Annotated in this window: 15 protein-coding genes; 11 read left to right on the top strand and 4 right to left on the bottom strand. The window is 35.6% G+C overall.

Features of this window, described 5'->3' with window-relative positions; all coding sequences use genetic code 11:
- Positions 1-4 precede the first annotated feature (4 nt).
- A complete protein-coding gene (locus KGF86_RS13630) occupies positions 5-772 on the top strand; it encodes an ABC transporter ATP-binding protein (protein WP_211742202.1) in 768 nt (255 codons plus the stop codon).
- 371 nt (positions 773-1,143) lie between these two features.
- On the opposite strand, the gene KGF86_RS13625 is transcribed toward KGF86_RS13630, so the two are convergent.
- Together KGF86_RS13625 and KGF86_RS13620 are read right to left on the bottom strand one after the other, a co-directional pair.
- Positions 1,144-2,130: a ketoacyl-ACP synthase III gene (locus KGF86_RS13625; RefSeq protein ID WP_186869072.1), complete on the bottom strand. Its 987-nt coding sequence runs from the start codon at positions 2,128-2,130 to the stop codon at positions 1,144-1,146.
- Positions 2,131-2,220: 90 nt separating this feature from the next.
- Positions 2,221-2,571 carry a hypothetical protein gene (locus tag KGF86_RS13620; protein WP_186869071.1) on the bottom strand — a complete coding sequence of 117 codons (351 nt, stop codon included), beginning with the start codon at positions 2,569-2,571 and terminating at the stop codon, positions 2,221-2,223.
- Positions 2,572-2,991: 420 nt separating this feature from the next.
- Between KGF86_RS13620 and KGF86_RS13615 the strand changes: the two genes are divergently transcribed.
- Genes KGF86_RS13615 through KGF86_RS13600 form a run of 4 tightly spaced genes read left to right on the top strand, consistent with a single transcriptional unit; the run spans position 2,992 to position 6,531 of the window.
- Positions 2,992-3,648 (top strand): PspA/IM30 family protein, encoded by a 657-nt coding sequence (locus tag KGF86_RS13615; RefSeq protein ID WP_186869070.1) that lies wholly within the window; start codon positions 2,992-2,994, stop codon positions 3,646-3,648.
- Positions 3,649-3,679: 31 nt separating this feature from the next.
- A complete protein-coding gene (locus KGF86_RS13610) occupies positions 3,680-4,708 on the top strand; it encodes a TFIIB-type zinc ribbon-containing protein (RefSeq protein ID WP_186869069.1) in 1,029 nt (342 codons plus the stop codon).
- Positions 4,705-5,484, top strand: coding sequence for a TPM domain-containing protein (locus tag KGF86_RS13605; RefSeq protein ID WP_211742201.1), 780 nt, complete (start codon positions 4,705-4,707; stop codon positions 5,482-5,484). The genes KGF86_RS13610 and KGF86_RS13605 overlap by 4 nt, the downstream gene beginning before the upstream one ends.
- A 39-nt stretch (positions 5,485-5,523) precedes the next feature.
- Positions 5,524-6,531, top strand: a complete 1,008-nt coding sequence (locus KGF86_RS13600; RefSeq protein ID WP_186869067.1) for an SPFH domain-containing protein — start codon at positions 5,524-5,526, stop codon at positions 6,529-6,531.
- Positions 6,532-6,907: 376 nt separating this feature from the next.
- Here KGF86_RS13600 and KGF86_RS13595 read toward each other — a convergent pair whose 3' ends face one another.
- The gene (locus KGF86_RS13595; RefSeq protein ID WP_211742200.1) at positions 6,908-7,315 is read right to left on the bottom strand and encodes a M67 family metallopeptidase; all 408 of its coding nucleotides are present in this window, start codon (positions 7,313-7,315) and stop codon (positions 6,908-6,910) included.
- A 1-nt stretch (position 7,316) separates the two neighbouring features.
- Positions 7,317-8,372: a hypothetical protein gene (locus tag KGF86_RS13590; RefSeq protein ID WP_211742199.1), complete on the bottom strand. Its 1,056-nt coding sequence runs from the start codon at positions 8,370-8,372 to the stop codon at positions 7,317-7,319.
- A 268-nt stretch (positions 8,373-8,640) separates the two neighbouring features.
- Between KGF86_RS13590 and KGF86_RS13585 the strand changes: the two genes are divergently transcribed.
- From KGF86_RS13585 to KGF86_RS13560, 6 genes are all read left to right on the top strand, one after another.
- Positions 8,641-9,345, top strand: coding sequence for a BMQ_0737 family morphogenetic spore coat protein (locus tag KGF86_RS13585; RefSeq protein WP_211742198.1), 705 nt, complete (start codon positions 8,641-8,643; stop codon positions 9,343-9,345).
- Between the two features lie 60 nt (positions 9,346-9,405).
- Entirely contained in the window at positions 9,406-9,978 is a 573-nt protein-coding gene (locus KGF86_RS13580; RefSeq protein ID WP_211742197.1) for a hypothetical protein, read from the top strand.
- Positions 9,971-10,267 carry a hypothetical protein gene (locus KGF86_RS13575; RefSeq protein ID WP_211742196.1) on the top strand — a complete coding sequence of 99 codons (297 nt, stop codon included), beginning with the start codon at positions 9,971-9,973 and terminating at the stop codon, positions 10,265-10,267. Before KGF86_RS13580 ends, KGF86_RS13575 begins: the two co-directional genes overlap by 8 nt.
- 14 nt (positions 10,268-10,281) lie before the next feature.
- On the top strand, positions 10,282-11,520 hold the full coding sequence (locus tag KGF86_RS13570; protein ID WP_211742195.1) for a surface carbohydrate biosynthesis protein: 1,239 nt from the start codon (positions 10,282-10,284) through the stop codon (positions 11,518-11,520).
- A gap of 258 nt (positions 11,521-11,778) precedes the next feature.
- Positions 11,779-12,774, top strand: a complete 996-nt coding sequence (locus KGF86_RS13565) for an SDR family NAD(P)-dependent oxidoreductase (protein ID WP_211742194.1) — start codon at positions 11,779-11,781, stop codon at positions 12,772-12,774.
- 18 nt (positions 12,775-12,792) lie between these two features.
- The gene (locus tag KGF86_RS13560) at positions 12,793-14,277 is read left to right on the top strand and encodes a capsular polysaccharide export protein, LipB/KpsS family (RefSeq protein ID WP_211742193.1); all 1,485 of its coding nucleotides are present in this window, start codon (positions 12,793-12,795) and stop codon (positions 14,275-14,277) included.
- The last annotated feature ends 14 nt before the right edge of the window (positions 14,278-14,291 follow it).

The raw sequence follows: 14,291 nt of genomic DNA, 5'->3' as shown, positions 1-14,291 counted from the left end.
AGGGTTGAACCTAATAATAGAGGCAAGAAGCTTGAACAAGAATGTAGCATTAGGAAGTGACCGAGAATTTCCTATTTTAAAGGATATAAACTTGGCGATTGAAGAAGGCGAGTTCGTATCAGTTATGGGACCGTCCGGAAGCGGGAAATCCACACTGCTTTATAATATTAGTGGTATGGATCGTATGACATCCGGTAGTGTGACATTTAGAGGTAGTGAAATCTCCAGCTTAAAAGAAGAGGAACTGGCACAGATTCGCTTGAATCATATGGGGTTCATTTTTCAAGATATGAATCTATTAAAGAATTTATCATTGATTGATAATGTTATGTTTCCTGCCCTTGTATCTAAAAGTGCGGATAAAGATAAAGTTCATCGAAAAGCAAAGGAACTAATGAAAATGACAGGAATTGAAAAGCTAGCAGATAACGATATTACTCAAGGATCTGGTGGGCAGCTACAGCGAGTTGCTATTTGTAGAGCCTTGATCAATGAACCGGATATTATTTTTGGAGATGAACCAACCGGAGCATTGGACTCCAAAGCAACAGCAGAAATTATGTCCATCCTTACTGAAATTAATAAACAAGGAACAACGATTCTACTAGTTACCCACGATGCTAAAGTAGCAGCGAAAACGGATAGAGTGTTGTTAATGGCAGATGGAAAGCTCGTCGGAGAGAAGAAAATGAGTAAATATAATACCCAATATGACGATAGCAAGAGAAGAGAAGAAAGCATTATGCGATGGTTAATGGAAAAGGGATTCTAAATTAATGATAAAAATAGCAGGAAAGCTATTTTATCATATAGTTTTGGATTATATTGACCATTCAGGCGTAACTATTTTTACTATTGATTAGTAGCGACGCTAAAAAATAGAATAATTAGCACAGATGTTGCTCTGGAAACATAACTCGCTTAGCTATGGGAGAATGGTAAACCCCTTCATGAAGAAGTCTCCGTTCTCCTATTGAAGTATACGTATATTTCCAGAGCTGTGCTTGTTTGGTTTCGCATTAAGTTATGCGTTTTTCCTTGTGTTTTATAACGATCCACATACATTATCAGAGTCAACCATTCTCACTCTATGTTCTGATAATGAAAGAGAAATTAGTAAACAAGGTGATATCTAGTAATCTATTAATAACGAAATAGCATCGTAATAAATTCGTGGCCACCACCAATGGTCCAGAATAATGCTAAGTCTCCACGCTTTATCCTACCAGTTTCAATTCCTTCATGGAGGGCAATGAAGGGACTACTTGTCCCGGTATAGCCATACTCATCCCCTACATAAATGATTTTTTCCTCCGGTATATCAAAGCGCTCTTGAATTTTATCAATATTTACTTTAGCAAATTGAGATAAGCAGAACACATCTACATCTTCAATAGTGAGCTGATTTCTCTCTAAGATCGTTTCAAACATGTCATATGTATAAGGAAGAGACATCGTTCCATCAAATGGAAGCCAGCGCATAGATTCTGCTCTTTCTCCAGCTTTAATGGTTTGGGCAAGTCCCTTCTCTGGAAATAAAATATTATTTCGATTGCTAGAGTCTACTTCAAACATAGCATCTATAAAGCCTGTTTCTTCCTCGGTCTTTTCTAAGATAACTGCGCTAGCAGCATCTCCGAAGTTGGCATAAGTCATAGCATCATTTGGATCGGCCACTAAAGAAAGATAATCAGAGCCTACCACAAGGGCTGTGTGAACATGAGGGTTAGACGTCATATATCGTGAAGCCTGTTCTACTGCAATTGTCATTCCAGCACAATTGGCATTCATATCGAAAATAACCGTGCCCTTTTTTGCTTGAATGGCATGATGAAGGAACATAGCATTGGTAGGAACAGTGACTTCAGGTACTTGACTCGAAAAAACAATCATATCGATATCCTTACCCTCTAGCTCAGCCTTTTTTAACACCCGATTGGCAGCCTCAATCGCCATTGTATTCGTGTTTTCCTCTTGGTTATCTATCACATATCGCTTGTTTCTACCCATTATATGTAAGAAATTTGTTATATCTTTTCCTTGTTTTTGAAAGTGTTCAAAGTATACAGTATTGTCAACTTGTTTTTTTGCATGATAAACATCAACTGCTCTAATTCTGATATTAGTCATAATAAACCTCTCGAATAATTTAGTATATACAATGATACAATGAATGGTAAAAAAGGTAGGGAATCGTAATGGTTCCTTACCTTCATTAAACTAATATTTTTGAACTACCTCGAAATTGTCTAATCCAACTTTTTTTGCCAAGCGATTTAATTGCATGGAAATGATAGCACTCTTGCTAATCCCTACTTCTACTTTTTTAAATCCAGATGATTTATACAGTTCTAAGCAGCTCTCAAGAGTTGGTATCATCTTTTGGGTTACGACATCCAAATCTCTGCAATCAAATTCTAAGACAAATTCACTTGCATTAATGGATGATACCTTCTTTTGATAATCATCAATAAATTGTTGAGCTTTTTCAGGAGAAAAGGTACCGCTTACGGTCATTTCAATCGTCTTCTTTTCTACATTAACCTTCATTGTATAAGTTCCATCAGCCATAGTGAAATTCAGCTCCTCTTTTGAAATATAGGAGTTTTGTTACATTATGCATCATTACGATGCTTTAATAAGATTATTCTTCAATCAAAACTTAAATAATGAACAACTCCCACTATATTATCGACATTTAATCGAATTTTTTAATATATAATTTAACGGTTTTATCCAATTATATTTCATTTTAGAAGCCTACAACGGGATTAATAATAGTGTACTAGTTACCCTAAATGTGAATAAGCATAGGATAATCACTAGATGAGGGATTTAAAGGTAAGAGCGTTTTGTCTTTCTGGGTAGGTTATTCCTAAGAAGGTAGCGAATGAGGAGGAAGGGACAATCATGTTTTTAGTTTCCTGAAACTTTTTACACTATCTAACCGTATTTATAGTACTATAGAAAGTAGGAGAGTGGTGAGCGGAAATGAGTACTTTCAAACGAATTCGAGCTATTTTAGCAAGCAATATAGAGGAGAAATTTAGAAAAGAAGAAGACCCGGAAGTAGAAGTAAATCGGTTTATTCGCGAAATAGAACAGGAATTAAGAGAATTAAATGTGGAAAGTGATGCAGCAATAACAGCGATGAATCGGACACGTAGACAGCTTGAGGAATGCAGGTCAGAAATGAAAAAGATGGAGCGTTATGCGATTAAATCCCTTGAAGTAGATGATGAGGATAAAGCGCGTAGATTTTTAATGGAAAAAGCCAATCTGAAGGTGAAGCTACAGGATTTGGAAAAACAGTATGAACTTGCCTCACTGAAGGCTGAACAAATGAAGCTTGCCCAAGAGAAGTTAAAGTATGATGTAATGGAGCTCAAAAATAAACGGGATACTTTAGTAGGACGACTACAAGTTGCGGAAAGTAAGAAGAAAGCAATGGAGAATGGTCCGTCTCAATCAAACGTTCGTTTAACAAAATTTGATCAGCTAGAGGAAAAAGCTAATCGGGCGTTGGCAGAAGCGGAGGCCTTAGAAGAATTACGGTATGGGATCGATTCTGACATAGAGGCTATTTCCTCTCCATATGATGAAAGTATTGATATAGAGATGGCAGAATTAAAAGGGAAACTAAAATAGCATATATAATAATGGGATATGAGGTGATCACATGATAATTCATTATAAATGTCCTAACTGTGGCGATGATATGGCATTTGATTCAGTATCTGGTAACCTATCATGCGCAAGTTGCGGGCGGAATGACTCGATTGAGGAATTCTCGGATGACTATATTATCAATACATTTTCAGAAGATGAAGCGAAGGAATACGAATGTAATAACTGCGGTGCAGCGGTGATCACAGATGCAGATACGTCAGCTACCTCTTGTAGTTTCTGCGGTGCAGGAGTCGTACTAGCTGACCGAGTATCTGGAAGCCTTGCTCCAGACCTGGTCTTACCATTTCAAATTAGTAAGGAACAAGCAATGGATGCCTTTAAGAAATGGTGTAAAAATGGTCGCCTTACTCCGGATGGTTTTATGACGGCTGACCGCATTAAGAACATAACCGGAATGTATGTGCCTTTTTGGCTTTATGATTTACATAGTGTTGCAGAAGTACGAGCAAAGGCTACCAAAGTAAGGAGCTATACGCGAGGAGACTATGTTTATACAGAAACGAAATATTATGATGTAGAGCGAAAGATTGATTTAACCTTTCAGAAGGTTCCTGTAGACGCATCAAAGAAGATGAACGATGAATTAATGGATAAACTAGAACCTTATGATTTTGGGAAGTTAAAAGACTTTAAGACAGCTTATCTGGCAGGCTATCTAGCAGAAAAATATAATTATGACAATAAAGATCTACTGCCTAGGGTAAAGTCTAAGGTGAGCAGTTACATTAATAAATACGTAAGTTCGACGATTAATGGATACTCCTCCGTTAAATACGTAGATCAAAACATTAATACTAGAGAAAGAAAAGCCTATTATGTTTTACTACCGGTTTGGATGGTGTATTACGACTTTGATAAGCAGGAGCATACATTTGCAATGAATGGTGTTACCGGAAAGGTAGTTGGAAAGCCACCCCTTAGCAAGAAGAAGATTGCTGCTTGGTGGGGGAGTATTGCTGCTATTTCATTTATTGGAATGAAAATCCTCTCCTTTGCAATTGGGGGTGAACTTTTATGAGGGATATAAAAAAGGTAATATTCCCTGGTATTCTATTTCTCCTCTTTCTATATAGTTCATCTTTCACAGTTTTCGCCGATGATTCAACACAACGAATTTATGATTATGCTAACCTATTATCGGATGAAGAAGTTGAAGCCCTAGAACAGTTAGCTGATGAACATAGTGAAAAAAGGAAGACCGATTTTATTATCGTTATTACAGAAGATACCGATGGAAAAACAGTAGAGCAGTATATGGCAGACTTTTATGATGAAATGGCTTTTGGATATGATAAGCCCCATGGAAGTACAGTCATACTGGCAATAGATATAGATAATCGGGATTTCTATATCGCAAGCTTTGAAGGTGCACAAAAACATTTAGATAGTCAACGAGTAGATTTACTATTTAACGAACTTGTTCCTCCATTATCGGCTGATAAATATTTTGATGCATTTAAGACATTTGTGGAAACTGGGTCACGATACATGCGTTATATGCCAGGTGTTAATCCCGAAAGTATTATATTTGATACATGGTTTCACGTTATAATAGCGTTACTAATAGGTGGGATAATTGTTGGAACAATGGCATATAACTCTGGTGGAAAAGTAACAGTAAATGAACGAACTTATACCGGGGACTTTAAAGTTTTAAAACGTAAAGATATTTTCCTAACCAAGAATGTAACCAAACGTAAAAAACCTTCTAATAACAACCGCGGAGGAAGCGGAGGTGGCGGTGGGGTTACCCGAGGAGGGAGCTCATATACTGGTAAAGGTGGTAGCTTTTAATATTAATTAGATTATTAATGAATGAGAGGAAGTTTATAGATGGCTTTTTTTAGAAATCAATTTTCAGATGTAATCGAATGGGAAGAATTTCGAGATGATATGATATTTTGGAAATGGAATAATAAGGAGATAAAAAAGGGAAGTAGATTAATACTTCGTCCTGGTCAGGATGCTATTTTTCTATCAAATGGTAAAATAGAAGGAATCTTTAAGGAAGAGGGAGACTATAATATCGAATCAGAGATTATCCCCTTCCTATCAACTCTAAAAGGTTTCAAGTTCGGATTTAACAGTGGTCTCCGGGTCGAAGTAATTTTTGTTAATACGAAAATTTTTAATGTGAAATGGGGTACTAGAAGTGCAATTAATATTCCAGCACCCCAGTTGAACCTTCCAGGAGGTTTACCAATTAGAGCGAACGGAACTTTCGAGTTCAAAGTAAATGATTATATTACGTTAATCGATAATATAGCTGGGGTAAAAAGTCGCTATCTAGTCGATGATGTAAAAATCCGTATCACTTCTATTTTAGATCAATTGCTAATGAAGTGGATTACTCGAGAAGGGAAGGATTTATTTAATTTACAAGCTAATGGATTAGAAATATCTAGAGGTATTCGTGAAGATTTAGATATGGAAATCCATGATATGGGTATGACCCTAACTGGCTTTAGCGTGAGTAGCTTTAACTATCCAAAAGAAGTGCAGGAAATGGTGAATAAGAGTGCGAAACATAGTATGGTCGGTGATGTATCAAAATACCAGCAAATCGAAGTAACGGATGCAATGTCTTCCGGGAAAATGCAAGGTTCAGGAACTGCTGGTGATATGGCTGGTATGATGATGGGTATGACAATGGCAAATGAAATGATGAAAAATATAAACCCATCCACTAATCAGGAACAGCAACAAAACCAACAGCAAGGACAGCCTGCTCAGCAATCTACTAATCAATCCTCCGGAACAGGGCCTAATTTCTGTCCTAACTGTGGGAATAAAGCAAGTGGAGCAAATTTCTGCTCGAATTGTGGGTATAAACTAGTATAAAAAGAGAGACTGTAAATTTATACAGTCTCTCTTTTTCCTAACTTTTATAGAAATTTGGGAAGTGTATTTTAGTTTTTCAGGGTGCCTAAGCGATATAAGTAATACTATAGAATTTATCGCTCAAATCAATTACAGGAAGGGGTTTAAGATTTCCTTGGATTACTGTATTGTTTCCAGCTGCAACCACAACTTTTTCGTTTGATTGATATACCTCTTATAGATGTTTGTGGTCTAGTGGTAACAGTAAGTTTAGAATTTTGGACTCCTTTAATCCTCCTCGGTTTTTCTATACTAGTTGCCATCATATAATTTGCACTCCCTTCATTGTTTACTATAATTTATTTCTATTTTGTAAGGAAGGGGTGGACGAATAATTCTATATTATTAAAAAAGGGCGTTCTTTGTAGGTTCCCCCAATTATTCTATACCATTTCATGATAGGGTCGTTTTCCTTAAAGGAGATAATAACCATGTCAACACTTTTATCAAGATGATTTATGATGTCGATTCTGGAAGGAATTGCTAATGTACTAGGGTGGGAATGATAAATTGCAATGATATCCTGCTTCAGACTTTTAACTTTGTCAATTGTCTCCTCTACAATCGGTTTACTCACAAAAAATCTATTTGGTGAATTTATTTCGTTCTTCATTGGCCATATCGAATTGATTTGGTATGGGGTACCCACCAATAATCCACAAGCTTCATAAGGCAGTTCCAAACGACATATTTGTATTAATTCATCATAAAGATTATGTGGGATTATAATATCTGATCGATTCATGCTACTTTGATTTAAAGAAAGAGAAAAATGAGGATCTTTTAGTCGATTCGTTCATAGCTGCACTTTCTGTAGATTGATTTGGTAGTTCTGTTTTTATATCCTGTTTAGTTGAGTGGGAAGATGAGTCTATTGATTCACTTTCATTTTTATTTAGGTTTGTTAAAGATTCATTTTCATTTTTATTTAAGGTTGTTAAAGATTCACTTTCCTGTTTGGATTCTTCAATTAGTTTTGTTTGGGGACTTGGAATGATTGGGGTACTTAGTTCGGAATTAGTATTTACCAACGGATCTGGATTAGTGGGTGTTAGAGTTGATTGACTCTGGTGTTCATCTTTTATAGCATTTTCTTGTACAGGATTGGGTGTCTTCTTTTTTTTGATAATATTTTTGTTAAATTCATATTGTGAATTAACAAAACTCTTTCTACCTTGGTTTATGGAAAGTGTCGTGTTTTTATTATTAGCACGAGTTGGGAGCCGATTTATGCTTGAATTGCTTGGTTGTATTGGTTTTCTTCTTGTCGTATTGGGTAGCATTTGGTTGCCATTGCTAGTTGTAATTGATTGTAGCATATTCTGTACTCGACGATAATCTGATTGCCTAGAGACAGTTTGTGGTTCTGATTTTGGTTTTAGTTGCTCTTTGATTTGTGAAAAGGTTTGATCTTGAAGATCCATATCACGTTTTATTGTTAGTAGATTCTCATCAGTTTTTACGATTAACTGATTCAATTTGTTAATTAGTTCTTGAAATTGAAACCCATTTACTTCCCCTTTAAGTTGGGATATATCGTACTTTAATTGACTAATAGAATCATCTATCGATTCTAATTTGGCAGTTATATTTTTAGCCTGCTGCTCATAACGATTTATTTGTTCCTGGTAATGCGTTTCCATACGTCTTAATTCTCCTTTTAATCTTATATTTTTTTCCTTTGACTCATTCAAAGCCTGATGCAATTCAGGATAATTATTAGATGTTTTTGATGTGATTGTAGATTCCAAATGTTGTTTGTAATCCTCAAGCCTTTGTTTCAAATTTTCGATTTCATTCACATTATATAACTTAAACCGATACATTTTTGTCACCCTTTTCACATCACATTAATAGTTTATTTATATGTATATAAATGGTTACAAAAGCACAAGAATTGAAGTATCTCATATAATATTAACCTAATTAATGGTAAGCGTATAACTACTAAATGATATGCACCTATATTCCTAAATATCATGATAAATCCGCTTTTTAATCAAACCATTTGACATACATTCACATAGGTTATCAGTGTAAAGATTGAAATAATTTGGAGGTGTATTCTTAATGAAATCAGGAAACTTATCAGGAGGGCAGGAGTTACTCTGTATCAATACGGAGAAAGTATATGACTGGATTTTAAATGAAGCTAACTTTGACCTAACAATCGATGATTTGCCGTTACCTGTAAACCCTATAACTGGTGTGCAATTAGAGTGTGATGACATTGACATCGATTCCGTAACTTGTACAGTTGAACCTGCTGCGGACGACCCAGTAGTAATTCTGGATCGTGTCGATCAGGAATTTGTAGTTGACGGTGCTGAGGTTACGTTGCAGATTGTCAACATTCGTAAAACTTTCGACGTAACAATATTTGTAAATTTATTACCCGAGTTGGGTGGTGCGACTGTTGAAGTAGGGACAGTGGAATTCTCTCGCTGTGAACAAGTAATTCTTTGCGCACCTGTGGGAACAGATATAAATGTAGAATTTACGGATTTATCTTGTTTTGTATGTACAGCAGCATGTGATGCTGGAACAACAACAGAAGCTGATGTCCTTGATGTAACTTTAGATGTCCGTTTATGTCAAAGTATCCAATCTACTTTTGATGTAACGTTAGAAATTGTTGCTGAGTTCTGTCAACCAAGAGATATTCTTCCATTCCCGCCATGCCCTGCTCCTATAATCCCACCACAATGCCCTGTAGTATTTCCGAATGTTCCAGGTGTCGGACCCACAAAACGTTCAAGTACTAACGAAGAATAGTGCAGCATAAGAATAAAGAGAGGAGATATCCTCTCTTTATTTTTGTGGAGGTGGTTACTAATGGATAACTGGAAGCTAGAAAATCGTAAATATGAAGATTGGAAACAATTGAATAGTAAGTATTTGCGTGAGATAAATAACCTAATCCATGATATGAAGCCTGAAAAACAATTACAAATCATTAGTTATTTTAATCACTCGTTTAATATCTCCCACACTAAGGAATTAGATAATTTCTGTATAGGAACATTTCATTTAATAAATGTAGGGGCGGTAGTATTGAATAATCCATTTATCTGTATCAGGATTGATTCTGAAGATGAGTTTGAATTTTCTGGTAAATACATTTATCAGGATTCACTAAAAAAGAATCGAATGACACAAGCCTGGGAAAGGTTCAATGATCCGAAAGACAAACACGAATATTGGTTAAGGCCAGTTGAAAAAAAGTTGTTAGCTAAAGGTGATATGATTTCATTTTCCAACTTTCAACTTAAATGGAAATCGCTTTCGTCATACACTTTTCGATTAAATGCATTCGTTTATGGAGATGAGATAATGGAGGGACAAAATTCCATAAATGACATCCATATTAAAGGAACATTGGCAAAGGAGAGTAATACAAATGGATGAACAGCAAGAATTAACAATTAAACACTTAATAGATCAATATCTACTAGAGCAGATACAGCAGCTTTTAAAAACAGAACAAAAAGTCGAAAATAAGGCTAGTTTCATTTTCCTAGATAATCAAACAATTACCATGATTATGATGTATTTATTTTCTCGTTCGGATAATCAGAAGTCATCGAAAACAAGTGCAGTTAAGAAGGAGGACCCTGACTTTGACCGTTTGATAGAAGAGAATAGAAGTGTTTTTGAGGAAATCATTCAACAGTTAAAAGATAAAAATAATGCATGAAAGGTTGGGGAGTGTTGAGAAGATTTAAGAGCTGGCTCTATTTACCCATCGAGGTTAAAGTAAGAGAGCTCGATGCGAAGATGTTATTAGTATATCAAGCAGCTAGGAAAGGCTACCTAGTTGTAATAGGTGATCATTACATGGTAGAAAATGCTTCAGACCAATTGCCAAAAGGAATATTCTTTTCTAAAGGTTATCCACATGGATTTAGACGAAGAGTGATTACTAGAGCAAGTCAAAATGGACATCGTATTATAGAGCTTGATGAAGAGGGGCTGCTCTTCCAAAAGGAAAGATACACACAGGATCGTATGAAAAAAGATATGCTGCAGCTGGTAATGAAAGAGTTATGCTGGGGGAAGTATCAGTATGATGTGATCTCTAAGGCTTACCCTGATCTAGCAAGTAAATGTCATATAGTAGGGAGCCCAAGATTTGATTTATTAACACCTAGGTATCAACAACTTTATGAACCAGATGCTCGAGTTTTACAGAAGCAATATGGAGAATTCATATTAATTAATACTCGCTTTTCACAATATAATACTCCAAGAGGTAAAATTGATAGTCCACATTTTAAAACTATTAAACAACTCTATTACTACTTCATTGCCCTCGTTAAAGAGCTTTCCGGGAGGTTCCCAGAGGAAACGATCATTATTCGACCACATCCAGGTGAAAATATACAATCTTACCGAGAGGTCTTTTCCACTGAGAAGAATGTAAGGGTAGTTCACGAAGGAAATATAATTAAGTGGCTACTAGCTGCTAAAGTTATTATTCATAATGGTTGTACTTCCGCAATCGAGGGATATTATTTAAACAAACCAATTATTTCTTATCTACCAGTTAAAGCGACGTTTAAGGAAATTCCTAATCAATTAGGTAAAAGGGTAGAAACAGTGACTGGGGTGTGTAAGGCAATTGAAGAGCTAAATAAAGAATCTTATAAGACCTTTATTCAAAAACAAATGGAACACTATTGTAGGTGGCAGAAAAATGAGTATGCGTATGATCTCATTATTGAGCATTTCAATGAAATAGCAATACCTGCCCGGGATATATCATCATCTGGTAGTAAACTTACTATTGACCGTGGAGTTCTTACCAAACAAATACGGAAACGAAATTTTTCATTGACGGAGCAAGAAGTACGAGAATACTTTAACAAACTGGATAAGATAGAAAATGTCAAAAGTAATCTAGATATTGAGCCGATAGGAAAAAACCTACTTAAAATAAAAGCTTTATAAAAGTCTGAAATCAGTTATTTATGATTTCAGGCTTTCTTTTTCCTATAATGTCCAGCTTCAGGCAGTTGTCTTGCTGTTGGTACAACAGAACTAGGTTTTAATTTATCTGCCTAGCCTTGGTAATCCTTTCTTGAGCATAGATTTAAATAATGTGAATTTTTTAGGCAGCGGTCTTTAACGAAATGATTTGTAGCTAATATACATATAGAAGTATAGCTCCTCCTGACATCAACGATATAAGGGAAGGAAGGAATTAAAATGTATTTTTGTGAAAAGCATATCTTAGTAATAGGTGGAACGGGTACTATTGGGAAGAGCATTATTAAAGCCATTCTCCCTGAAAAACCTAGACGAATTACTATTTTAAGTCGAGATGAGCACAAACAACAGCTTCTACAACAGGAATTAGGGGAAGAGGAACTCTTGCACTATATTATTGGTGACATTCGAGATTTTGATACTGTTCATCGAGCAATGCATAAAGTAGATCTCGTGTTCCATTTAGCAGCGATGAAACGGGTTGATTTCAGTGAATTCAATCCTCTAGAGACAGTGAAGACGAATTTAATTGGTACTCATAATGTAATTCAAGCAGCAACCAGCCAACAGGTAGATAAAGTAATTTTTACAAGTTCAGATAAAGCCATTTCACCAACTAATGCATATGGAGCAAGTAAGCTTATCGCAGAACGCTTAATTATACAAGCTAATAGAAGTGGGTTAATAAATACGACATTTGCTTGTGTTCGATTTGGAAATGTAATGGGATCAAGGGGATCGGTGATTCCATTATTTATAGAGGGCATTTTGAATGAACGTAAAATCACCATTACCGATCCTACTATGACACGATTTATGATGACTTTAGACCAAGCAACTAAGCTTACTATTGAAGCAATGAAAGAGGCAAAGGGTGGGGAAGTATTTGTGTTAAAAATGCCAGTTATTCGAATTGGTTTACTTGCTGAAGTTGTGCTAGAAGAAATATGTCAACGTGAACAAATTGACAAAGAAACTGTAGAGATTCAGGTGGTTGGAAAGAGAATAGGGGAAAAGATGTATGAAGAATTGATGACGGAAGAAGAAGCAAGGAAGGCATGGGAATCGTCGGGTATGTTTATCATACCTAGAAGTGTTACGATTACCTATCCGGATGTAAGGAAAGCAGAAGCAACATATTACAGCTCCCATTCCCAAACCCCATTATCTACGGAAAAGCTTCGGTCGTTATTATTAGATGAAAAACTAATTTAGTTAAGGTTGTGAGAACTCATGGATACTTTCACTAAAAACTATTGGTCTATGTATCTTGATTTTTTAAATGATTATAAAGAACTAACCTATCGTGGATATTCCTTACCTTATTTATGTCATTTCCGAAGCTTAGTTAGGGAAAAAGAGCCTAAATTCTATAAAAAAGATTTTATTCATCATTGCAAAAATTTCATTACAGATTCCCGTGAAATTCAGGAAGAATTTAATCGTTACTTAAATACGATTAAACAAAATAGCGTAAAACCGAAAAAAGGGAAAATAGTTTTCCATGATGTTTATAATCTCCTACGAATGCCTATACAAACCTTCAAGCTGAATTTTAAAGGTTACCCTATCATTCGGTTAAGTGAGGGTCCATCCCCTTCACTTAAGGACAGTTCTAAACAAATAGTGAAAGGGAAACCAGCTCAACAAATGAAAGGACTGGTATTTAAGAAAATTAAGAATGCCAAAACAGCTAACCAAACAGCCATTTCTATACCTGTTGACTATTTTGATAAATATACTATTGATACGAGTGAATCTGTAGGCAAGGTTAAAAGTAAGGCCAAAAAGATCTTTCAAAGATATGAAAATCATATTCTCTATTCGAATAGCAAGTTTCGCTCTGTATTTTTTATGCAACTTACGAAGATAATTAATCGTTTTGAAGAAGCTGAAAATTTTTTAACGAAGAATAATGTTGCATGTGTGGTTGTTCCTTCAACTCATTACTTGGAAAGCCGTGTATTAGTCATAGTTGCAAAAATGAAAGGCATTCCAACCATATGTATGCAACATGGTATTATTTCAAGTGAAATTGGGTATCTACCTAAAATTGCTATGGTAGATGCTGTGCATGGGGTTTATGAACGAGAATGGTTTTACAAGAATGGGGCTCCAGATGGATCGATTGAGGTTATTGGTCACCCACGGTTTGATTTAATGAAGCATCCACCAAAAGTAAGTAGAGAAGTGTTTCATCAACGGTTAGGTATTGATCCTTCAAAGAGGACACTTTTAATAGCTGTCCGTGGAAATAAGAATTTGATAGGCTGGAAAAGATTCATTAAAGCATTATCCAGTAATACCGATTTGAATATCATTCTAAAGGATTATCCCACTAAAGAGTCACATTCCTTAACGAAAATATTTCCATTTGTAAAATCAATCACAAAGTATAAGCTTTACGACATTCTTCATAATGTAGATATTGTAGCGACTTATTCCTCTACTGTAGGCTTAGAAGCAATGATCCTAGGTAAACCAGTATTCATATTAGGAACTAATTTTGCAGGTAATACCGGTTATTTCTCACCAGATTATGAATTTGTTGAAAGAACCCCAGTGGCATTAGCAGAAAAAGTACGGCAGTATATTACAAATATTAGGAGAGAACAAATTGTAGCCAGTCAGCAGGAGTTTCTAAAGCATGCATATCCAATGAAATTCTCATCTGGAAATAGGCTGAGGAAGCTCTTAGAAAAATTAATAAAAGAATAATAGGAGGATAAAGC

The organism is Ornithinibacillus massiliensis (assembly GCF_018310345.1).
Classification (GTDB): domain Bacteria; phylum Bacillota; class Bacilli; order Bacillales; family Amphibacillaceae; genus Ornithinibacillus; species Ornithinibacillus massiliensis.
Note: the sequence above shows the minus strand (reverse complement) of the source record. Positions and strands in the feature narration are given on the sequence as shown.